The sequence below is a fragment of the Enterococcus sp. DIV0008 genome (genome assembly GCF_050542615.1).
Lineage (GTDB): Bacteria > Bacillota > Bacilli > Lactobacillales > Enterococcaceae > Enterococcus_D > Enterococcus_D innesii.
Genome location: NZ_CP172937.1, coordinates 127,669 through 149,280, shown reverse-complemented (window position 1 = coordinate 149,280; position 21,612 = coordinate 127,669). Strand labels below are relative to the sequence as shown.

Here is a 21,612-nt window from a genome sequence, read left to right as displayed (position 1 = left end):
TTTTCATCCCTTTCGATCGACCGCGATGCCCATGTCATCCCATATTTTCCCAATCACGTCTAGCATGTTGGCGGGCGGGATCTCTTTGATCACTTCGTTGGTCTGCATATCCACTAAACGCACCATCGTACGCCCTGTGCGCTCATGTACTTCATAAGCCAATTTCATATCTTTGCCAAGTAGTCGCTGATTCACTTCCGCCACGGAGGCTGCGATCTTGTGCTGATCGGCTACTGAAAAATAGTGGATCGGCGGTTCAGTGGCCACTGTCTGTTCCTTTTTCTCCGCCAGTTTCCCCTCTTGGTGTTGCGGCTGAAGGTTGGCGTTCTCTTGATTTAGGGATTCGATCGGACGTGCTTTAGCGACCGACGCAACGGCTTCGATCGGGTGTATTCCTGACATTGGCTGAATATCCATCAGAGCTTCCTCATTTCTAAGCGTTTTTGTGCTGCTATGTAAAACACAAGAACTGCGCTTCCCCTAGGCAGTCCTTGTGTCAGTGGTTCACTTGATCAAAAATTATCCTTGTAACAAGCTCAATACGCTGTTAGGCATTGAGTTTGCTTGTGCCAACATTGAAGTTGCTGCTTGAGAAAGGATGTTGCTCTTCGTAAAGCTCATCATTTCTTGCGCCATATCAACGTCACGGATACGTGAGTTTGCTTCAGATAGGTTTTCTTGCGTTGTACCTAAGTTGTTGATTGTGTGTTCTAGACGGTTTTGCGCCGCACCAAGATCCGCACGTTGTGCAGAAACTGCTTTGATCGCTTCATCGATTTTTGTGATTGGGTTGTTTTCAACGCTGACAGTTGCCGCTGCTGCTTTGCCTTCATCAGAAGCGGTAAATGTTGCTAAAGCATCATCGTATGTTTTTTGAGCTGTTGCTTTTGCTGTATCATCCGCTGCTGTATCGATGGCTGTTTGTAATTCAGCAACTGTTTTACCAGCTGCCGCATCAACTGTGCCGTCCGCTGCATATTTTGTTGTAGCATCTGCTTTGAAGGCAGTCGCTACTGCTTTATCTTTTGCTGCAGCAACAGCTTTAGCATCGCTTGTGTCAATGGCTTGTGTTAAATCTAAGCCTTTTACTTTCAACGCAGATGAGCTCATGTTGTTGATTGAAACGCTCATTGTTTGGTTTGCGTTGGCACCGATTTGGAAAGTGAATGATTTCGCATCATCGCCTTCACCAGTTAACAAGCTTTTTGTATTGAATTCAGTGGTATTGCTGATACGGTCGATTTCATCAGACAATGCAGTGTATTCTTTGTTGATCGCACTGCGGTCGTCATCACTTAACGTACCGTTTGAACTTTGAACCGCAAGATCACGCATACGGCCTAAGATGCTGTGGGTTTCATTTAATGCACCTTCTGCTGTTTGGATCAATGAAATACCATCTTGTGCATTGCTTTTTGCTTGTGACAAACCGCCGATTTGGCCTTTCATTTTTTCAGAAATTGCTAAGCCAGCTGCGTCGTCCCCAGCTTTGTTGATGCGTAAGCCTGAAGATAATTTAGACAAAGAATTGCTTTTAGAAGCATTTGCTGCCGTTAGGCGTGAGTAAGTATTCAATGCTGAAACGTTTGTATTGATTCTCATGTGTAGTTCCTCCTAATTTTTATTCGCTAAGGTTTCCCTCTGCTACTATTTATCGGAAGAAACCGTTCAGGGTTAAGCCTTTTTTCTAAAAAAAATAAAAAACTTTTGCTCTCAGCAAAGAACAAAAGTTTTTGGGTTAATTTAAATAATCTAGAATGGACATCTGCATGATCTTTGTTCCCATTGCTAATGTTGAGCGGTAGGCAGTCATTTGATTTTGATATTCCATATACTTTTCCGCAATATCGACGTCTTGTTTGTTGGACAGTGTTTCGGTCAAGTTCAGCTTTTCCGTCTCATTCCGATCAGCTGCCGCCTCCAAGCGATTGTAGAGGGTGCCGATCTGCGCCCGTACATTCACCACATTAGTGGCATGCTGGTCATGAGCGGTTAAAAGCTCGCCCCCTAAGGCATCTTTATCATCACTGCGCAACGCAGACAATAAATCATTGAAGTAGGTGCTTAAATTTTGGGGATCCGTAGCGGTACCCGTCTCGTTCATCAGACGATCACCGCTGGCTAACAGATCCACCGAGACCCCGTTTGCGATTTCTCGCGGCAAGTCTTCGCTGGTGCCATTGTATTTGATACCGACGATGGCGTCATTTTCTTTGACGATCTCAAAAGGCGCCGTCGTTGTATTCGTTCCGCTAAATAGATAGCGGCCATCAAAGTTGGTGTTTAATGATTCAACGATGCCTTCGATCTCTTGCTCGATCTCTGAACGATTTGCCCCTAATTCCTCACTGCCAGCTGTCGCATTGGCAGAAGATTGAACCAATGAGCGAATCCGCAGCATCGAGGTACTGACGCTTTCTAAAGCAGAATCTTGGGCTTTTGTCCAAGAAATACTGTCTTTGATCGTATTATTGTAAGTTTTGTTTTGATTTAACGACACATTGAGATCCATGATTTTTGAAACCAGCAGCGGATTATCCGAGGACTTGCTGACTTCTTTCAAGCTCGATAGCTGATTCAACGTGGATTGGACTTTGGAGGCGTTGGTTCCTAGATTTCGTAAAAAATCATTGTAGGTGATGGAATTGGAAATACGCATGGTCTACACTCCTGTTCGATTGATCAATGTGTCTAACATTTCAGAAACGACCGATAATATGCGGGCATTGGCCTGAAATCCTTGTTGGAAACGAATCACATCTGACATTTCTTCATTTAATGAAACCCCAGACACCGATTGATTTTTGTATTCTAGTTGATTCAGCAGCGACAATTGGGCACTGACTGTATTGTCGGCTTGCTGTTTTGAGATCCCGTTTTTGGTGACGATGCTGTTAAAATAGCTGCTGACACTCATGCCAGATGCTGCATTGGCAAACGTCAATGTCTCAGAATCAAAAGAAGCGATCGTCTTTTCTGACAACGGGAAATCCAATTTGGCACTGCTGAGTTTCGCCATTGCAGCAGCTCTTGAACCATCTCCTGCTGCATTGCTCGTTCCGCCGGTCACCAGACTTGGGTTATCTAACAGTGCTTGGCTGACCCGAATCGTCGTCGCTGTGCCGGTATCATCTTGGCCGATCTCAAATAGTCCGCTTGTACGAGAAGCGCCGCCGGTAAAGACCATGTTCATGGCTTGCGCGATCGTCGTCGTAAAGTTGTTCAATTCCGTCAAGCGGCTGCCGATTTCACCAGATGATGCTTGCAGGCCCCCGATCGCGCCTTCTTTGATCGGCAATTCTGTATAGGCGGTGTCGCCATTGTCGGTGGTTTTCGTCAACAAGACGGTTCCTGCTGGATAAGACCCTGTGATGGTTTCGGCAGGATTCAAGGCGTTGCCGTCTTTGGAAACCAAGGCGCCTGTGTCGCTTTGTCCCACCACCACACTAAGGGTATTGCGTTCCTCCGCACTTAAAATCGTCTGTCCGCTCATGGATACAAACCCACGGCCATATTGATCGGTCTTGGTTTCGATCCCTGCTAGACCCGAGAGATCTTTCAACAGACTGTCCCGACGATCTAAGAGATCATTGGGTGTTTCACCACTTGTCGTCAACCCATAGATCTGTTCATTCAAGGATTGCAGCTGCTTGACCTTCTCATTGAAGTCCAGCGCGGATTTTTCGATGGTATCCAGCGTGTCGCTTTGCAGCTGTGTCATTTGTTTGCCCATTTGGTTGATGGTATCGGCAAACGTACTGCTGTTTTCCAGCACAAGGGTCTTAGACGTATCCAGTTCAGGATTGTTGGCTAATGCGGTCCAAGAATCAAACATCGTTGCCAGCTGTTTGGACAGTCCGTTGTCGGAAGGCTCATTCATTAAACTTTCCAGCTGTCCTAATATGTCTGCTTTTTGTTCATAATATGTATAGGTAGAATTGGCATTGCGTACTTGTCCAATGACAAAATCATCGACGATCCGTTCGACACTGCCGACTTTCACCCCCATACCGATGCTGCCGACACCCGCTAAATGATAAGACGCTTCGGCTTGCAAGTTGACTCGTTGTCTTGAGTAGCCGTCTGTATTGGTATTTGCAATGTTGTGGCTGCTGGTTTGCAACGCTGCTTGATTGGCGGTCATGCCCCGGGTTGCGGTGCCTAATGAACCGAATAGTCCTGTCATAGTAGTACTCCTTACATTTTTTGATCGATGATCGCTGTTGAGACTGCTTGTTTTTCTTGATATTTCGAATACGTATTTGCCGGTGTCTTGATATTTTCTTTGACTGCATCCATCAAAACAGTTTGGAAACTAATGGCTTGTTCCGTCAGCAGGAGATTCTCGGCTTGCTGCACTTGGATCTGGCGGATGAGTTCTTTGATCGCCACTGAAAGAGTTCCTTCATACGTGGAAAAAACGGGTACGAAGGCGGTTTTTTTCTCGACGAGTTCTGGTAATTTTTCTGCTTGATTTTTGATCAAGCAGGTCTTTTCTTTTTGCAGCAACCGCAAGAACTGCTGTAGCTGACGCTCAAATTCCCGTTCTGTCATCTAGTCGACCTGCTTTTCATCTTGTTGCAGCATTTTATCGGCGATTGTTTCGGCAGATACTTGGTAGGTGCCTTCTTTGATCGCTCGTTTCAATTCTGCCACTCGTTCACTGCGACTGGCTATTTGATTGGCACTCTTTTGAATGGCTTGAGCTGTTTCGGACAATTGAACATCGACGGTTTTTTCTGTCTGAGCAGCAGTTGGCTTTTCTTGTTTGACCGCTTCACGTTTGATGGCCTTGTCGCTGTATTCTGCGTAACCTCTTTCGATTTTCATAGGTTCTCCTCCGTTCTCATTCTTCTACCCTCTACTATCGGTCAAATCACAAAAAAGTTAAACCCATATGTTTAACTTTTTGCGATTTCTTCAAATTAATGCAAATTGTGGATGCGTTGTTTTTGCGAAAGAATGTTGGTGATCCGCACACCGAAGTTTTCATTGATGACCACGACTTCCCCAGTGGCGATCAGTTTGCCGTTCAACAAAATCTCTAGCGGTTCATCCGTCAGTTTTTCCAGTTCGATGACGGACCCTGTATTGAAAGATAAAATGTCCTTAATGGTTTTTTTGCTGCGGCCTAACACGACACTTAGATCCAATGGCACATCAAGGATCAAGTCCAAATTATCCCCATCGCTCACTCCGCTGGAGGTCAATGTTTGAAACGCCGGTTTGCTGACTTCTACGGGCTTTGATGCAGCCGCTGGTTCTGGCGTAGGTGCAGCAACGGGTGCCGTTGGCTGCGGTGTTGGTGTTTCCCGAGTAACGACAGTCGCTTCATCGGACAGCATCGCACTGGCGATATCGTTGACCACCGGATCCGTAAAGATCTGCATGATTTTGCTTTCGATCAAACCTTCGACGCGCAAAGAAAATGAGATACAATAAATCTCTTCCTCTGCCTCGATCCCGCTATACTCAATGTTTTCTGGCGTCTCCCATAGTTTGACGATCGGCGGTAAGATATCCACTTTGCGGCTGATCATCGTTGCCATCGAAGTCGAGGCCGTCCCAATCATTTGGTTCATGGCTTCGGCCACAGCACTTAGCTCTAATTCTGTAAATTGAGTGTTGCTGGTTTCACCGGTTCCACCCATCATTAAATCAGCGATCACGATGGCATCCTTGACTTCTAACAGCATCAAATTACTGCCTAAAAGGCCTTCTTTAAATTCAACTGTCGTCGCTACTTTTGGTGCAACGAGGTCGTTTAAGATCTCACCAAATTTGATTTTAGACACCCGGGGAGTCGTGATGCTGACCCGACGATCAAGAATGGAAGACAACGTCGTCGCCGCTTGCGACATGGAGATATTGCCAACTTCGCCGATAATGTCGACTTTGACTTGCTCTTCTAATCCTTGCGGCTGAGTTGGGGCACTTTGATTCAACAATGCATCGATTTCTGCTTGGGATAAACGTTCACTCATAGTTCTTGCTCCTCTTCTAACTTGTCTAATAATTCAATGGCTAAATGGTCCTCTTGCTTCCCAGGTTTTGCTCGGAAGTAAGGTTTTCCATCGATGAAGGTCTCTAATGGTTCAGTAATTTTTTTGTCTAGTTTGATGACATCGCCTTCTTCTAAGTGGAGAAACTCTGAAAGACTCATTTGAGCATGACCCAGCAGAACTTCTAGATTCAATCCGACCCCATTCAAACTTTTTTGCAACTCGCGGCTATCGTCTTGGTTGACTGGCTGATTGCTATCAAACCAATTGCGGAAACTTAATTTATCAATGATCCCTTCAAAAAAGACATAGGGGATACATAGATTGATGAAATGTTTCACTTCAAAAATTTTGATAGTAAAGGTCACTAATACGACGGGTTCGTTGGGCGACATGTTTTGCATCAATTGCGGATTCGTATCGATTCCATCCAAAACTGAATCCAAGGCAACGATGTCCTTCCAAACATTTTGGTAGACCCGTACAAATTGTGCTACTACTTCTTCCAAGATCGCTGTTTCAATATCAGTAAAACTTTTTTTCTCGCTAAAATCCATTTCGATCGGCTTGTTTTGATAAACATCCAAGCCGCCGCACAACAACTCCACCAACATCATACACAGTTGTGGGTTCATCTCGATCATCTGGATCCCGCTCAAAGGCTGAGAATGAAAGAGCCCCAACAAAGTAAATTTTGGTATCGAATGGATAAATTCGTCATAACTGACTTGTTCGATAGCTGCCAACTGCAAAGAAACATTGGTTCGCAGTTGGGTAGAAAGCATGCTGCTGCTCATCTTCGAGAAATCCTCGAAGATCATGTGCAGGGTATTGACGTATTCTTTCGACAGCTTTGTTGGTCGGCGAAAATCGTAGGCTTTCACTTTGGCTTGTTTGTCTTCTATCTCAATAATTTCTTGATCGATCTCTCCGCTGCTCATCGCATTCAACAATAAATCAATCTCTTGCTGCGTCAATACCTGATCCACACTAATCCCCCATTTTTTTAAAAAATCATGTGATCGATTTGAATCACACTGGCTACTTTTTCACCGATCGTCACGACCCCAACGGCATGTTCTGTCTCTTGATTGCCCAGTTGGATATCGTCTTCAGTGATATCAAGTACTTCAATTACTTCTTCTACGAGGACCCCTTTGGTCTCCTCTTGCTTCTTCATGATCAATATGTTTTTTTCGTAGGCTGGTTCCATGATGGGAATCAATTTTGCCAAACGAATCACCGTTACGACAGACCCCCGCAGATTGATCAACCCTTCCACCCACTCCGGTGCTAATGGCACCTTCGTAAAGGAAGGGGCATCAATGACCTCGTCCACCGAGTCCGCCGAGATCAAATAGTACTGCTGGGCCATTTTGAAAAGAATCATCTGCATGTCGCTATCCTCCTAGGCATTAGGCAAAGGCTTTGTCGATGGCAGTGATTACGCGGTCCGTGTCAAAGGGCTTCACGATAAAGTCCACCGCACCGGCGCGAATCGCATCCATCACCATTCCTTGTTGTCCCATGGCACTGCACATTACGACTTTGGCCTGCGCATCAAACGTGCGGATCATTTTTAATGCCTCTAAGCCATCCACTTCTGGCATCGTGATATCCATGGTCACTAAGTCTGGTGTCGTTGCTTGGTATTTTTCAAAAGCCTCTTGGCCATTTTGGGCTTCCCCCACGACTTCATAGCCGTTTTTTTCTAAAATATCCTTTAATTTCATGCGCATAAATACCGCATCATCAACAATCAATACTTTTTTTGACATTGTATTTGCCCCTTTCAAATTCCTAATGAATCAAATATGTTTTCTAGTACACCGATTTCTGGAATCAAAAATAACGATGCCTCTAATGTTTCTTTGGCGTAGACGAACTCATTACGGATCACCATCACCTGCTCATCATACTGGGCCATCGCCAAATAGATGGAGCTGATCGCTGCGCCAAAGAAATCATAGCTGGCGCTTGGTAAAGACGCACTCAGTTGGGTTTCCAACAGTTGCCCGATCGCGATCAAAAAAGAATTGGTAAGGATGTTGGTCAACTCGTTGATGACCGATTGCTTCAATTCTTCAGACGGATCGCTTTCTTGGATCATCAACTGACGCAATTTTGCGGCGGATTCATCCGTTAAGACAAACAAGAAGATCCCTCGAAATGCCCCTTCGATCTGGCTCATCACCACATGAACTTCTTTGTCTTCCGCCATGATCTGCTGATACAGGTCCTCATAAGCTAGAATCTCGACTTCCGGTACCCGCATATCGATCGGTTGTTGGACGAGCTTTGATAAACTAGTCGCAGCGTGACCACCGCCGATATTGATCAGTTCTTTTAGGCCATCGATCTGCAGCGCTGTATAGCTCATAAGCGGTCATCCTTTTTTTCCTGACAGATGGCATGAATGTCTAGGATCAGTGCGATCGAGCCGTTGCCCATAATCGTTGCCCCTTGATAGCGATTCAGCTTTTGCAGCAATGGATCGATTTTCTTGATGACGATTTCTTGCTGGCCGATCAGCTCATCTGCCAAAATGCCGTGAAACTGCTGGTCATTGTTGACGATGATGGCGAATTTTTTCTCAGATGGATCGCCTTCGATCGCTAAGAGTTGATCGGTCCGAACCAAGGGAATCAACTCCTCTTGAAAACGATAGACCTCATCTGAGACCGTCTGGATGATCTCTTCTTCTTTGACCATCACCACGCGTTCGACGAGATTTAGTGGGATCGCAAAGGTTTCTGCTCCGACGCGAACCATCAACGCTTGAATGATCGACAGAGTCAATGGCAATTTGATCACAAACTGCGTGCCTTTATTTGGCTGGCTCTTCATTTCGATCGTACCCCCTAGTTGGGTGATCTTGGATTGCACGGCATCCATCCCGACACCGCGCCCAGAAATGTTAGTCACTTCTTGTGCCGTTGAAAAACCAGGATGGAAAATCAACTGCTGCAACGCTTCATCGGAAAGGCCTTCCGTTGCTAAGCCTTTCTTTTCAGCACTTGCTTTGATTACTTGCGGATCAAGGCCTTTGCCATCATCCTCTAAAGTAATGATCACGCGATTGCCTTCTTGATAGGCCGCCAAGCGAATCGTGCCCTTGCGCGGTTTGCCCAGTTTTTCCCGAACATCGGGTGCTTCGATGCCGTGATCGACAGAATTACGTAACAGATGGACCAGAGGTTCGCTCAACTCAGAAACCACTGTTTTATCCAATTCCGTTTCTTCCCCAAAAATGACAAGTTCCATTTCCTTTTGCAGTTCATTGGATAAGTCCCGAACCATTCGTGGAAAGCGACTAAAGACGACATTGACTTGCTGCATGCGGATCCGCAAGACCAAATCTTGCAGCTCAGAGGTCAATCGCGAAACTTGCTCTAAGGGGTCTTTGACTGCTTCGATGTTTTCCCGCTCACTGACATCTTCCAATTGATTGCGATAGACCACCAATTCGGACACGAGATCCAAGAATGAATCTAAGCGATTCAAGTCGACTCGGATCGATTGATTTTGGGCGGACGCATGATGCGCGGGCGCCGGCGATTTTTCTTTCGTTTCTGTTGTCGCTTGTTGAAGAGCAGAAGTCTCTGACTCTGGGGTCGGCACTGGTTGAAGCAGCTCTTCTGCCTCCTCCAACACAGCGGCTGATGGATCAAACGGTGCCACCACGAAGGCTTCGATCTCACTATTGCTGGCGATGTTTTGCTCGACATCAGCCAGTGTTTGCTGCGTCAAATACAGCAGTGAAAAATCTGATTCAAAGGTGCCTTCTTCGAGTGTTTGGGCATCTGGTTCTGTATAAAGAACATCCCCTGCTTGGCCAAGCTTTTCCATGATCAAGAAGGCACGAGCACCTTTTAACATGGATTGGGCATCTAAGCGAACAGCAATTTGGACCGCTTGATAGCCATCTCCAGCCGCTTGCTCGATCACATACAGATCAGAAGGATCGATCTGTTGAAGCTGTGGGGTTAACGCGCCTACTGCGGTGGGTTTTTGGCTTACTTCTGTCTCGGTTGATATACCGCCAGAATGTTCCGTTTGGTCAAGTTCGGCCAATAAATCGGCAATTTGAGCTGGCTGCAGGTCTCGTTCTTCCCGCAAGTCCTCCACAAGTTCTGACAGGCGATCCAGACATTTGAAAATCAATGAGATCGATTGCTGGGTCACTTGCAAGGTCCCAGTTTTAAATAACTCAAAAATATTTTCCATTTTATGGGTCAGCTGCGTCATGACGTCATAGCCCATCGTTGCCGCCATCCCTTTAAGGGTATGGGCAGAACGGAAAATATCATTCAGCAAGGCGCTATCTTGTGGATCGTTTTCCAATTGCAAGACATGATCATTCAACTGCGCTAAATGATCGTCTGTTTCTTCAAAGAAAAGGGTACGATAGACACTATTGTCATCCAAATGGGTCCCTCCTTTACAAAATTATACTTTTTGATAGATAAACGAATCGATTTTCTTGAGACCGAATTGTTCCGCAAAATTGATCGTTTCTGTCGCTCCCGTAAACAAAATGCCCCCTGGGACCAATGCATCGCTGAATTTTTGATAGACGGCATCCCGAGCATCACTTTTGAAATAAATTGTCACATTACGGCAAACGATCACATCAAAAGGCCCATTGTACGGGTCTTTCAAAAGATCGTGTTGCTTAAAATGAACCCGCCGTTTGATTTCTGGTTTGATCTGAAACTGGTTCTTTTCTTTTGCATCAAAAAAACGGGTACGTTCTGCCGCTGAGACATTCCGCAATTCGTGGTCTCGATAGAGTCCTTGCTTGGCTTTTGCCAAAATTTGCGTATCGATATCGGTAGCCAAGACATTGGCTGTGGCAATTTGGTTTTTTTCTAGCAGCATCGCGATCGTATAGGGTTCTGCCCCAATCGAACATGCGGCACTCCAGATTTTGGGCAGCGTGGTTTTCGGGAGAACAATGGTTTTCAAGACGCGTTCAAAGGCGTCAAACAGTTCTTTGTTGCGATAAAATTCCGTTACGTTAATGGTGATATGGGCTAAAAAAGCCGCCCGCACCCCTTCATCGCCTTCGATCAATTGCTGGTATTCCCTCAACGTCTTTGCCCCGCTGTTTTCCATGATCGTAAGGATGCGGCGCTGCATTTGATTTTCTTTGTATGCGGCTAAGGGAATCCCTAATCGGCGATCCACCCACGCATTAAATAAGGCAAATTCTTCTTCCATCTTCTTCACCTGACCATCTGTGCAATTTTTGCTTCAATGCCCTGCAATGGCAGGACTTCATCCACGACTCCTTGTTCAATGGCATACCGCGGCATCCCAAAGACTGTACACGTTTCTTTGTCTTGAACGATCGTATAGCCCCCAGCCGCTTGGATCTGTCGTAAGCCAGCGGTGCCGTCTTTTCCCATCCCCGTCAAAACCACTGCCGCTAGTTGCGGGCCATAGTAGTCAGCTGCTGAGGAAAAAAGATAATCGACGGTTGGCCGCGTCCCATGCCGTTTTTCTCGCTGGTCCAGCTGCAGGTGCCCTTGTTGGACCGTCATGTGGTAATCCCCTGGACAAAGATACACTTGATTTTCGATCCGCATGCCGTCGACTGCTTCTTGTACTCGGACAGTTGTCTCTGTGTCTAAGCGCTTTGCAAAGGAAGCCGTGAAGCCCGCCGGCATATGCTGAACGATCAAAATCGGGCAACGCAAACGTGCAGGCAGACGGCGAATAATTCCCAGCAAAGCACGTGGTCCGCCTGTTGAAGCACCAATGACTAGCGCATCAAGTGATACCGGCAAGCTGTTTTGTGTCAGCTTAGTGGTCTGGGCTATCGTTGGTACTGGCGGGTGAACCGTACCGACTTCATGATCCATCGCCAAAATCTTTTGATGAAATTCAGCGATCCATTCTTTTTCGATCATCGATAGACTGACGGGTTTTTCCACAAAATCTCGGGCGCCAAGCGCCAAAGCCTCAATCGTGGTTTCTTGATTGGTTAATGAACTAAGCATGATGACGGGAATGGCTGATTGCTGTTTCATCCTCCGCAAGGTCTCTAATCCGTTCATCACTGGCATCTCCACATCCATTACTACCAAATCGATCGCTTCTTTGGTCAGATAGTCCAATGCTTGTTTGCCATTGCGGGCAGCGACGGTCACCTCGATATCAGGCAGCTGATTCAATAAATCTGTCACTACTTTCCGCATGAATGCCGAATCATCGACGATCATTACTTTTTTCATGTCCCTGTACTCCTTTTACAAATAAACGATTTCTTGTTTGACTTGCCGAACCATGGTCTTGAAATCCTGAAGATCTACGATCATCGTTCGACCAGCGCTGCCGCCAACATGTTTGGCTACGATCGGAATGTTTAGCCGAGCCAAGACTTCCTCGACGGCTTCAATATTGCGCTGACCAATATTGCTGGCAGCGTTAAGCGTCTGGAACTGAAACATATTGGCGCCGCCAACGATTTTCGCTTGAAAGCGAGGCCGACGGATCTTTTGTTCCAGCTCAGCCACCATCGCTGGCAATGCCAAATCCGCAAACTTCTCGGGCTTGATTTCCCGCTTGTGCAAAAAAGGCTGACTATCTGGCAGCATAATATGACTCAAGCCGCCGATATGACTGGCTTCATCGTAAATGATCGTGCCGATGCAAGAACCTAAACCCACCGTGATCAAACGCGTTGGCGCTTGGGCGATCTTATACTCCGAGATCCCCACATGCAGTTCCTCATTCACGGTCATCATTGTCATGGTCATTGGCGGCTGCCAATTCCTCTGTCTGATAGGCGTCTAACTCCGCCGTCATCTCAGCGGCTTGTTCATAGCTGAAGAGAAACGGCAGCTCCAATGCCAGCACAAGTTCATCGTCTTTTTTCAGAAAGGCTTCGATATAGTTTTGCTTGAGTCCTGATGTATTTAGTTCCGCATTGCTAGGACTTTCAACGAGCGGTAAAATGCCGACGATCTCTTCCACGTATAAGCCGATCGCCTGCTCTTGCCAGTGACACAACAAGACCACATTTTGCCCGGTTTCCGGTGTAAATTCATCAAACAGCTTTTTGCGGATGTCAATGATCGGCACCATCGCCTCTTCAAAAGGCTGGATCCCCAGCACGAAATCCGCCACTTCTGGCAGCTGTGTAAAAGAAGCAGCCTCAATGACCCGTACCACATAGTCGATACGCAAGGCAAAGAGTTGTTGATGACTTTTAAATACAACGTATTGTTCCATTGGCGTCACTGCTCCTTTTTAGAATTTGAAACTATCCACTTGGAATTTAAGGATAGTGGCGATCGTTTCGATCTCTTGCACATTCCGTTCAAAGTCTTCGATGACTAAGTAGAAGTCTTCTAAGTTTGCCGTTACTTCTTGGGTGCCGGCAGAGGTTTCCGAAACAGCAGCCGAAATGTTGCTGACGGAAACTTGAACCATGTCTTTTTTCTCAACGATCCCGGTAATATGGGCTTCCACGGCTTGAATACTTGAAACCAATTTTTCGACAATATCAGAGATCTCATTGGCTGACTCGATCGCTTTGTTGATATTGTTGGTTTGTTTTTCCCCGCTTTCAAAGGAATCCGTCACTGCAGAGACCACTTTTTCCGATTTTTTGCGGATCGTTTCAATGATCGAACGAATGCTTTTCGTTGATTGACTACTTTGTTCCGCCAAGCTGCGGACTTCTTCCGCAACGATGGCAAACCCTCGGCCCGCTTCTCCAGCTCGAGCTGCTTCGATGGATGCATTCAATGCCAGTAAGTTGGTCTGATCAGAAATGTCATTGATCAGCTGAACGATCTTACCGATGCTTTGGACATCTTCGTTCATGTCGTTCATGCTTTCCACTAATTCCGCTTGGTTTTGCCGTTCGATCTCCCAGCTTTCAAATACATGGAACATCATTTCCGAATTGTGAACATTGCTGCTTTGGGATTGACCGACATAGCCATTCATCAATTCGATCTCTTTGTGGATCTCTTCGATACTTAAGGCTAGCTCGTCCATATCAAAGGAGGTTTGTTCCGCTTCGGAGGCTTGTGAACTAGTGGCATCTGCGATGGCATTCATCGTCTGACGCACATTTTCAATTGAATTTTTGGCATTTTTTGAGGTTGTCGTTAAGCCGCCTACCATTTTTTCCATTCGGCTGCTTTCTTCGTGCATGCCAACGATCACCGCTTTGAAGGTGTTTAAAACCCCTTGAAAACGATTTTGAACTTGCCCAAAAAGGGAAGTTTGGTCGCTGCTGCCGATCTCATCGATATGCGACAGATCGCCAGAACCGACTGCTTCTAGTTCTGTCAACAACGTATCCATGCCCGAGTGAGTCTCTTTTTTTACCAAATAGGTCATTCCTACTAACACTGCGATTTCTAGCAGCAGTACGATCACTGAAAAAATAAAGAAACTTTTTGCTGCTTGTCCGTCTCCGTGGGTGCGGATCACGAAGAAATAGCATCCTAATAATACGATCAGGGTAAATCCTAGCGGAATCAACGCCGCCAAGCGGATTTTTTTGATGATAGCTTGTACCTTCTTCTTCATAACAGTATCCTTTCCTATGCAAAATGATCAGTCGTGCTGTTTATCAAGATTCGCTCTTCACTTGATAATCGTTGGGTCACTCCTTCTTTATCCGATTATGAAAACAATCTTCTAGTTATTTAATCGGATCTTTTGCTAGAAAAGTTAAGCATCTTCACCAGACATATGTATCTTTTGGATCAGCAAAGCGCGTATAGCCGCCTTGGTATTCATCACGAACCAAACGACCGTTTTGCAGCTCGACCACCCGATTACGGACTGTATTGACCATCGTGCTGTCGTGGGTCGCCAAGAGGATCGTGGCACCGACTTGATTGATCCGCAAGAGTAGTTTCATGACTTCGACGGCTGATTTGGCATCCAGATTGGCGGTGGGCTCATCGGCGATCAAGACTGCTGGCTCTGTGACGATCGCCCGCGCGATCGCTACTTTTTTGCGCTGTCCCACGGAAAGCTCTTCAGGATAGTGATCCTTTTGAGGAAACATGCCTACCAGTTGCAGTGCTTTGGCGGTTTTTTCCTGACGCATCTTGCGGGGAGTGCCTAGTACTTGCAGCGCATAGTCGACGTTTTTGGCAACCGTCAGATAAGGAAGCAAAAGGTCTTCTTGTCCGACGATACCGACTTGTCGTCGAACCATATAGAGATGACGGTCTTTGAGTTGTTCCAACAAGACATTGCCGACTTGGATAGAACCAGCCGAAAGCTCTTCTTCTTTCAAGAGCAATTTGAATAAGGTCGATTTGCCCGCACCGCTAGGACCCACCACATAGATAAATTCTCCTTGAGGGATCGCAACAGAAATATCGGCCAATGCCAACGTACCATTGCTGAATTTTTTACTGACCTTGGTTAAGCGAATCATGTTCTTTCTCCTCTAATCTGTAAAACGATTGATCACGGACCACATCTCATCGGCTGTCTGCATGGCTTTCGTATTCAATCCATACGCACGCTGAGTCGTTAACAAGTCTGTCATGGACGTCGCTAGATCCACCGTCGACTGTTCTAACTGTCCTTGCAAGACGCTGCCAAAGGCTGCCGGATTGGTTTGCGAAGTAAGCAACGCTTGATCACCGGCACGGTACAGTTGGTTGCCCACTGGTGTGATGTTTTCTGTATTCGTCGGCTGATAAAGGGTCAGCTGTCCCAACACGCGAGTCTGACCATTTTCTTCCGTCGTCAACTGACCGCTGGCATCTATTGCGATTTGCTGCGCATCTGGCCACTGCGCGGTTGGTACGTTTGTGGTCATTACCACAGGGTACCCTTCACTATTGACTAATTGCTTGTTCTCACTTAAATGAAAATTGCCTGCTCGACTCAGCAGCAATTGACCAGTTTGGTCCCGAACCCCGAAAAAGCCATTGCCTTGAATCGCGAGATCTAATGGCTGAGCAGTGCCCGCCAGATTGCCTTGGGCAAAACTGGTAGTCGTAGTCGCTTTTGCCCCCATTGACGCACCATATTGGGCGGCGTTGCCATTAAACAGCGTTTCTTCTGCACCGATGGCATTTTCCATCAATGCTTGAAAGTGCGTCGTTTGTGCTTGGTAGCCATTGGTATTGACGTTGGCAATATTGTTGGCTGTCGTGTCTAAGTTTGTCTGCAAATGATTCAACCCAGAACGGCTGATTCCTAATAATCCACTGATATTCATTGACTCATCCTCAAATCTTTCCTAATTCGTTGACCGCTTTTTGCAATGTCTGATTCGTTGAACTCAAGACTTTCTGATTGGCTTCAAATTCCCGAGAAGTCTGGATCATCGCCACCATTTCATCGGCAACCGCTACATTGGCTTGTTCTAAGGCACCTTGCTGGATCACGGGTGCATTCACCGTGGTTCCTGCTGCGTTGCTAGTCACATAGTTTTGACCAGCTGTAGTCAATGCTTCTGGGGGGAATGTTTGGATCTGAAAGTTCGCTGATCCTAAGGCGCTGACTGCTTGTCCATTGGCACCCAAGACAAGATAGCCTTCTTGTGTCACGTATTGATTCTGCTGATTGACGGTAAAGTCGCCATTTCTCGTATACAACCGCTGACCCGCATTGTTTTGAACGACAAAGTAGCCTTCGGAAAGCAGTGCAAAATCGCTGGCTTGTCCCGTCTGTTTGACGGCACCTTGGTCTTGACTGATCGTACTGCCTGCCAATTGGGTCCCTAAAGACAATCCACCGATGTCACGGCGGGTATCCGCATTGGGCCCGCTTTGGTAATTATGCAATGCCACTTCATCTAGCGCCGACTGGAACAAAGTTTTTGCTTGATACCCTGTTGTATTGACATTGGCAATATTGCCGCTCGTCGTCTCTTGTCGCTTTTGTAATAATGAAATGTTCCGTGATAAGACATCCAATCCTCGAATCATGCCAGTTCCTCCTCAATCAATGTGCGCAATTTGGCAATCGTTTTGCCGTGAATTTGTGAAACTCGCGGAATCGAGACTTCTAAGATTTCAGCGATTTCTTTTAACGTCAGTTCTTCGGTATAGTACAAACTTAAAATCAATTGTTCTCGTTCCCCTAATTTTTTGATGCACGCCACCAAGGCGGTGCGTTTTTCTTCGGCGACCAAGATATCTTCGACATTCTCGGCAGGATCCCGAACCATATCTTTTAACGTCATGCCTTCTTCTTGGTAAGCAAACAAGGTATCTTCCAAAGAGACGCTGGCTAAGTAGTGCAGACTCTCATAAATATCCGCTAGTTGACTTTGGTTGATTCCCAACTGTTTGCAGATCTCGGTGTCGGTCGCTTCTCTTTTGAGGCTTTGCTCCAACTCTTGCCGCGCTTGATAAAACTGATTGACTGCCGCCATTTTGTAACGGGAGATTTTAGCGTGCTTGCGTACTTCATCAATGATAGCCCCTTTGATGCGAATCGCTGCATAGCTTTCAAAAGGAACTTTTTTTGAGGGATCGAATTTCCGCAAGGCATCCATCAGCCCAATCACCCCAATATTGTAGAGATCGCCTGATTCATAATCGGCGGTTTTGATAGACAGGCGCTGAACCACCCGTTCCACTAGCGGCAGATACTTGATGATCTCCGCTTCTCGATCGACTTCATACATCGGCGATGCCCCTTCCTAAGAAAATTCTGCTTAAATGTCAATACTGCCCACCGTTTCGATCGCAATTTCATTGGGAATCTCATTTAGAGAAAGAACGGCGATATCTGGAAAATTAAAAACGATCATTTTTTTAAATGCTAACCGGATCTTAGGCGATGCCAGAATCACGAAATTGATATTTTGAGCGATCGCTGCATGTTGGATCCCACTGATGGCATCCAACAGCTTGGTCACGGTATCTGGTTTTAAGACCGGGTACGAGCCAGTTGCGGTTTTTTGGATACTTTGAGCGATGATTTCTTCTAGTTTCGGCTGGATCACCGCCACTTGCAGCTCGTGGTTCTCATTGGCATACTTGGCAGCGATCGTCCGTTTCAGTGCTTGGCGAACATATTCTGTCAAAACTTCTACGTCTTTCGTGACAACGCCGTAATCGGCTAAAGTTTCTAAGATCGTTGCTAAGTCATTGATGGGAATTTGTTCATCCAATAAATTTTGCAAAACTTTTTGGACCTCGCCGAGCCGCAAGATATCGGGGATCAATTCATCGATCACGACATTGTACTGCTCTTTGATGCCCTCCAATAATTTCTTGACTTCTTGGCGACCTAACAGCTCTGGTGCATGGGCATAGATGATTTCTTTTAAGTGTGTTGCGATCACGGTCAACGGCTCGATAATCGTAAACCCTTGCAGATCCGCCATTTCCTTATCGGATTCATCGATCCACATAGCATCCAGATGAAAGGCTGGTTCTTTTGTTGCGATTCCTTGAAAAGGAAACGGCTCTTCATTCGGACTGATCACCATGACTTTATTCGGGTAAATATCGCCGCGGCCGACTTCGTTGCCGCGGATCTTGATCACGTAATCGTTGGCATCCAAATAGAGATTGTCGCGAATACGAACGGGACTGACTAAGATCCCTAATTCTCTAGCACTCTGTTTACGGATCGCCACGATGCGGTTCATCAAGCTGTTGTCGATCGAACGATCCACGATAGGGATCAGACCATAACCGATTTCCACTGAGATTGGTTCCACTTGGAAGGAAGCCACGGAATCGTCTTCTTCCTGTGCTTCTTTTTTGCGCTCCAGTGCCAATTTTTGTTCCCATTGTTTTTGTTCCACTCGCTGCTTTTCTTCTTTTTGCGTAACCAGAAAGCTGGCTGCGAAAAGACCTAAGCCAATCAACACAAAAGGCACAAAAGGAAACCCAGGAACTAAGGCTAAGACGAAAAGAATCGCCCCCACGATCCGAAAAAGTTGGGGATTACGCATCACATCTGCCGCAATATCCAAACCAAAGGAACTATCGTTATCGGAACGAGTCACGATCACCCCAGAAGCAATCGAAATCAATAAAGAGGGAATCGAGCTGACCAAGCCATCCCCGATCGCCAGTTTCCCGAATTGGGCGAAGGCTTCCATGACGGTCATTTGTCCGCCCATGGAGAAAATGATCGCCCCACCGACTAAATTGATGACAGTGATCAAAATCCCTGCGATCGCATCCCCTTTGACAAACTTGCTGGCACCATCCATCGAACCAAAGAAATCAGCTTCTCGCTGCAGATCTTTTCGTCGTCTGCGGGCATCCGCTTCCGTGATCAATCCGGCATTTAGGTCGGAATCGATCGCCATTTGCTTGCCGGGCATCGCATCTAATGTGAAGCGAGCAGTTACCTCGGAGACACGCCCTGCACCATTGGTCACGACGACTAGCTGAACCACCATGATGATCACGAACAAAATGATCCCCACGATGTAATTGCTGCCGGCAACGACATTGGCGAAGGCATCGATCACGTGTCCGCCATTTCCTTGGGTCAAGATCAACCGAGTGGAAGATAGGTTCAAACCTAAACGAAACATCGTTGTGATCAGCAGCAAGGTTGGAAACGTAGTGAATTCCAATACTGATTTGGTAAACAGGGTGATCAGTAAAATGTTGATCGCAATCGTCAAATTGATAATGATCAGAATATCTAATAGTGCACTCGGTAATGGAATAATAATCAAACCAATAATAGCTAGGACGATCACCGAGATTAAGATATCCGCCAGACCAATGCCTTTTTTCGGTTTTGAGGCAGCCTCATTCATTTTTGTTCCTCCTGTTTCCTTAAATCTTGCCGCGTTGGCTTTCTTCTAACTGATAGACCAAAGCGATGATTTCGGCAATGGCTTCATACATCTCAACAGGGATCAGATCCCCGGGTTCTACTTGGCGATAAAGGGCTCGTGCCACTTCACGATTTTCGATCTGTGGAATATTTTCTTTCAGGGCTTCTGCTTTCATCCGCTGCGCCAGCTGATCTGCTCCTTTGGCTAGGACCCGCGGCACCCCTTCACTGCTGGCATCGTACCGAATCGCAATGGCGAAATGGGTAGGATTGGTGATCAAAACCGTCGCTTCTTTGACGTTGGCGATGGCATTTTGGGTCATCGCACGGTACTTCGCTTTGCGCTGTGCTTTGACTTGCGGATCACCTTCCATTTGCTTGAACTCTTCTTTGACTTCCTGCTTGCTCATCATCAAGTTCTTACGATGGCTATAGCGTTGGTAGCCGTAGTCGACTACGGCCAATATGATCAAGAAAATCGAGATCTGTAAAAACAATTCTTTGGCTCGCAGCAGCATGAACAGGATCGTTTTTTCCAACCCCACTTCACTCAAACCCAGTAAAACAGGGAAGGCGGCTAAAAATTGTTGGTAGCACAAGTAGACGATCACGCCGAATTTCGCCAATGTTTTGCCTAAATTCATCAACGAGCGCAAACTGAATTGCTGCTTGATCCCGCTGATAGGGTTCAGTTTTTTAAAGTCTGGTTTGACGGCCTTGCCAGAAAACAACAGACCAACTTGGGCATAATTCGTGAGAAGCCCGACTCCGAGCGCGACCAGAAAGACGGGCGCACACAACAAAAGCAGCAGCAAGATACTCTGCACCCCCAGTTTCGGCAGATCCGCCAAACTGGTTTGATAATCAGCCAGCTGCGCCAAACTTCGGGAAAAATAAGGCAAAAAAGAAGCGGCGAAAAACTGCCATAAAGACAGGATCAAAAACGAGAAGACCAATAGCGAAACAGCTGCTGCTAATTCCTGGGTCTTAGGGACCTCCCCGCGTTTGCGGGCATCCCGCAGCCGCTTGGCACTAGGTAGTTCGGTTTTGCCATCTTTTTCTGCCATCTTCTCACCTCCTGCTGGCTACCTGTTACTTTATTGAAAGGACTCGATAAACTCCTGCAAATAGCGGACCGTATCTGGCAAGTGTTTGCCTAAGTACGAAAGAACATTGGGTAGTAGCAAGAGAAACACCACAAAACTGATGGCGGTTTTCATCGAAAGACTCATCATCAAAATATTGATCTGGGGAATCGACCGAGAAATCACACCTAGCACCAGGTCCACCAACAGCAGCGCAATGATCATTGGTGCCGCAAGATTGACTGCCATCACCATCATTTGGCTGAAAAGTTTGACGATGCCTTCAACCGTCGTTCCTTGGATCACCACAGAGCCTAAGGGCACGATCCGAAAAGACAACAGCAATGCTGTGATCAGTCGATGATGCAGATCAAGTCCAAAAAACACAGCGATCGTCAGCCAATAGTACGTTTTGCCATACTGGGAAGAGGCGATTTGCAACGTCGGATCATAGGCTTGCGCCATCGAAAAGCCTACTTGAAAGTCGATCAGTTGACCCGCAATTTCCACACCAGTAAAGACCAGCTGACTCAAATAGCCCATCGCCATCCCAAACAGTACTTCCTTGATGACGAAAACCGTCAGCATAAAGAGGGAAAGCTCGGGAATCGCAGGTGTCGTCGGCAGACATAGGACCGTCAACGCCATGCCGATCACGATTTTTGCCAGTGACGGAAAATTTTGCTGTGAGAAGATCGGACAAAGGACGACAAACGCCAATATTCGACAAAAAATCAACACCGTCGCTTGAATCGGCGCCATCAGGTTTC

The 21,612-nt window shown here is 46.5% G+C and carries 24 protein-coding genes; all 24 read right to left on the bottom strand.

The genetic code is table 11. The features are described 5' to 3' along the window. Positions 1-3: 3 nt before the first annotated feature. The 24 genes from IGI84_RS00710 to fliR all read right to left on the bottom strand — a co-directional run bounded on the left by IGI84_RS00710 (position 4) and on the right by fliR (position 21,604). Entirely contained in the window at positions 4-417 is a 414-nt protein-coding gene (locus IGI84_RS00710) for a flagellar protein FlaG (RefSeq protein ID WP_368255672.1), read from the bottom strand. Between the two features lie 102 nt (positions 418-519). Then, positions 520-1,602 (bottom strand): flagellin, encoded by a 1,083-nt coding sequence (locus IGI84_RS00705; protein WP_005226642.1) that lies wholly within the window; start codon positions 1,600-1,602, stop codon positions 520-522. Positions 1,603-1,738: 136 nt separating this feature from the next. Next, positions 1,739-2,659: a flagellar hook-associated protein FlgL gene (gene flgL / locus IGI84_RS00700; protein WP_016619541.1), complete on the bottom strand. Its 921-nt coding sequence runs from the start codon at positions 2,657-2,659 to the stop codon at positions 1,739-1,741. A gap of 3 nt (positions 2,660-2,662) precedes the next feature. Beyond that, entirely contained in the window at positions 2,663-4,186 is a 1,524-nt protein-coding gene (gene flgK / locus IGI84_RS00695; protein WP_269924188.1) for a flagellar hook-associated protein FlgK, read from the bottom strand. An 11-nt stretch (positions 4,187-4,197) separates the two neighbouring features. Further along, positions 4,198-4,554: a hypothetical protein gene (locus IGI84_RS00690; protein ID WP_016609029.1), complete on the bottom strand. Its 357-nt coding sequence runs from the start codon at positions 4,552-4,554 to the stop codon at positions 4,198-4,200. Next, complete coding sequence (flgM, locus tag IGI84_RS00685) at positions 4,555-4,830, bottom strand: flagellar biosynthesis anti-sigma factor FlgM (RefSeq protein WP_086293585.1); 276 nt, start codon at positions 4,828-4,830, stop codon at positions 4,555-4,557. Positions 4,831-4,925: 95 nt separating this feature from the next. Beyond that, the gene (gene fliY, locus IGI84_RS00680; protein ID WP_086293583.1) at positions 4,926-5,984 is read right to left on the bottom strand and encodes a flagellar motor switch phosphatase FliY; all 1,059 of its coding nucleotides are present in this window, start codon (positions 5,982-5,984) and stop codon (positions 4,926-4,928) included. Beyond that, positions 5,981-6,991, bottom strand: a complete 1,011-nt coding sequence (gene fliM / locus IGI84_RS00675) for a flagellar motor switch protein FliM (RefSeq protein ID WP_008376586.1) — start codon at positions 6,989-6,991, stop codon at positions 5,981-5,983. Before fliM ends, fliY begins: the two co-directional genes overlap by 4 nt. Before the next feature lie 17 nt (positions 6,992-7,008). Then, entirely contained in the window at positions 7,009-7,398 is a 390-nt protein-coding gene (locus tag IGI84_RS00670) for a chemotaxis protein CheW (protein ID WP_005232757.1), read from the bottom strand. Between the two features lie 19 nt (positions 7,399-7,417). Beyond that, positions 7,418-7,780: a response regulator gene (locus IGI84_RS00665; RefSeq protein WP_003129084.1), complete on the bottom strand. Its 363-nt coding sequence runs from the start codon at positions 7,778-7,780 to the stop codon at positions 7,418-7,420. Between the two features lie 14 nt (positions 7,781-7,794). Next, the gene (locus IGI84_RS00660; protein ID WP_005226634.1) at positions 7,795-8,382 is read right to left on the bottom strand and encodes a chemotaxis protein CheC; all 588 of its coding nucleotides are present in this window, start codon (positions 8,380-8,382) and stop codon (positions 7,795-7,797) included. Further along, the gene (locus IGI84_RS00655) at positions 8,379-10,430 is read right to left on the bottom strand and encodes a chemotaxis protein CheA (RefSeq protein ID WP_195265578.1); all 2,052 of its coding nucleotides are present in this window, start codon (positions 10,428-10,430) and stop codon (positions 8,379-8,381) included. Before IGI84_RS00655 ends, IGI84_RS00660 begins: the two co-directional genes overlap by 4 nt. 21 nt (positions 10,431-10,451) lie before the next feature. After that, positions 10,452-11,225 (bottom strand): CheR family methyltransferase, encoded by a 774-nt coding sequence (locus tag IGI84_RS00650; protein WP_195265580.1) that lies wholly within the window; start codon positions 11,223-11,225, stop codon positions 10,452-10,454. A 5-nt stretch (positions 11,226-11,230) separates the two neighbouring features. Further along, positions 11,231-12,241, bottom strand: a complete 1,011-nt coding sequence (gene cheB, locus IGI84_RS00645; RefSeq protein ID WP_216682145.1) for a chemotaxis-specific protein-glutamate methyltransferase CheB — start codon at positions 12,239-12,241, stop codon at positions 11,231-11,233. 15 nt (positions 12,242-12,256) lie between these two features. After that, positions 12,257-12,766: a chemotaxis protein CheD gene (locus tag IGI84_RS00640; protein WP_005226629.1), complete on the bottom strand. Its 510-nt coding sequence runs from the start codon at positions 12,764-12,766 to the stop codon at positions 12,257-12,259. Beyond that, positions 12,738-13,241 (bottom strand): chemotaxis protein CheW, encoded by a 504-nt coding sequence (locus IGI84_RS00635; RefSeq protein WP_010748543.1) that lies wholly within the window; start codon positions 13,239-13,241, stop codon positions 12,738-12,740. The genes IGI84_RS00640 and IGI84_RS00635 overlap by 29 nt, the downstream gene beginning before the upstream one ends. An 18-nt stretch (positions 13,242-13,259) precedes the next feature. Next, positions 13,260-14,555, bottom strand: a complete 1,296-nt coding sequence (locus IGI84_RS00630) for a methyl-accepting chemotaxis protein (RefSeq protein ID WP_005226627.1) — start codon at positions 14,553-14,555, stop codon at positions 13,260-13,262. A 154-nt stretch (positions 14,556-14,709) separates the two neighbouring features. Continuing rightward, a complete protein-coding gene (locus IGI84_RS00625; RefSeq protein ID WP_077453115.1) occupies positions 14,710-15,420 on the bottom strand; it encodes a cell division ATP-binding protein FtsE in 711 nt (236 codons plus the stop codon). 12 nt (positions 15,421-15,432) lie between these two features. Beyond that, positions 15,433-16,215, bottom strand: coding sequence for a flagellar hook-basal body protein (locus IGI84_RS00620; protein ID WP_220426338.1), 783 nt, complete (start codon positions 16,213-16,215; stop codon positions 15,433-15,435). 10 nt (positions 16,216-16,225) lie between these two features. Beyond that, positions 16,226-16,927, bottom strand: coding sequence for a flagellar hook-basal body protein (locus tag IGI84_RS00615; RefSeq protein ID WP_220426339.1), 702 nt, complete (start codon positions 16,925-16,927; stop codon positions 16,226-16,228). Beyond that, positions 16,924-17,631: a sigma-70 family RNA polymerase sigma factor gene (locus IGI84_RS00610; RefSeq protein WP_220426340.1), complete on the bottom strand. Its 708-nt coding sequence runs from the start codon at positions 17,629-17,631 to the stop codon at positions 16,924-16,926. The genes IGI84_RS00615 and IGI84_RS00610 overlap by 4 nt, the downstream gene beginning before the upstream one ends. Before the next feature lie 30 nt (positions 17,632-17,661). Then, the gene (gene flhA, locus IGI84_RS00605) at positions 17,662-19,737 is read right to left on the bottom strand and encodes a flagellar biosynthesis protein FlhA (protein ID WP_086293571.1); all 2,076 of its coding nucleotides are present in this window, start codon (positions 19,735-19,737) and stop codon (positions 17,662-17,664) included. A gap of 19 nt (positions 19,738-19,756) precedes the next feature. Beyond that, a complete protein-coding gene (locus IGI84_RS00600) occupies positions 19,757-20,824 on the bottom strand; it encodes a flagellar biosynthesis protein FlhB (RefSeq protein WP_368255666.1) in 1,068 nt (355 codons plus the stop codon). Positions 20,825-20,854: 30 nt separating this feature from the next. Continuing rightward, positions 20,855-21,604, bottom strand: coding sequence for a flagellar biosynthetic protein FliR (gene fliR / locus IGI84_RS00595; RefSeq protein ID WP_086293567.1), 750 nt, complete (start codon positions 21,602-21,604; stop codon positions 20,855-20,857). Between the last annotated feature and the right edge of the window lie 8 nt (positions 21,605-21,612).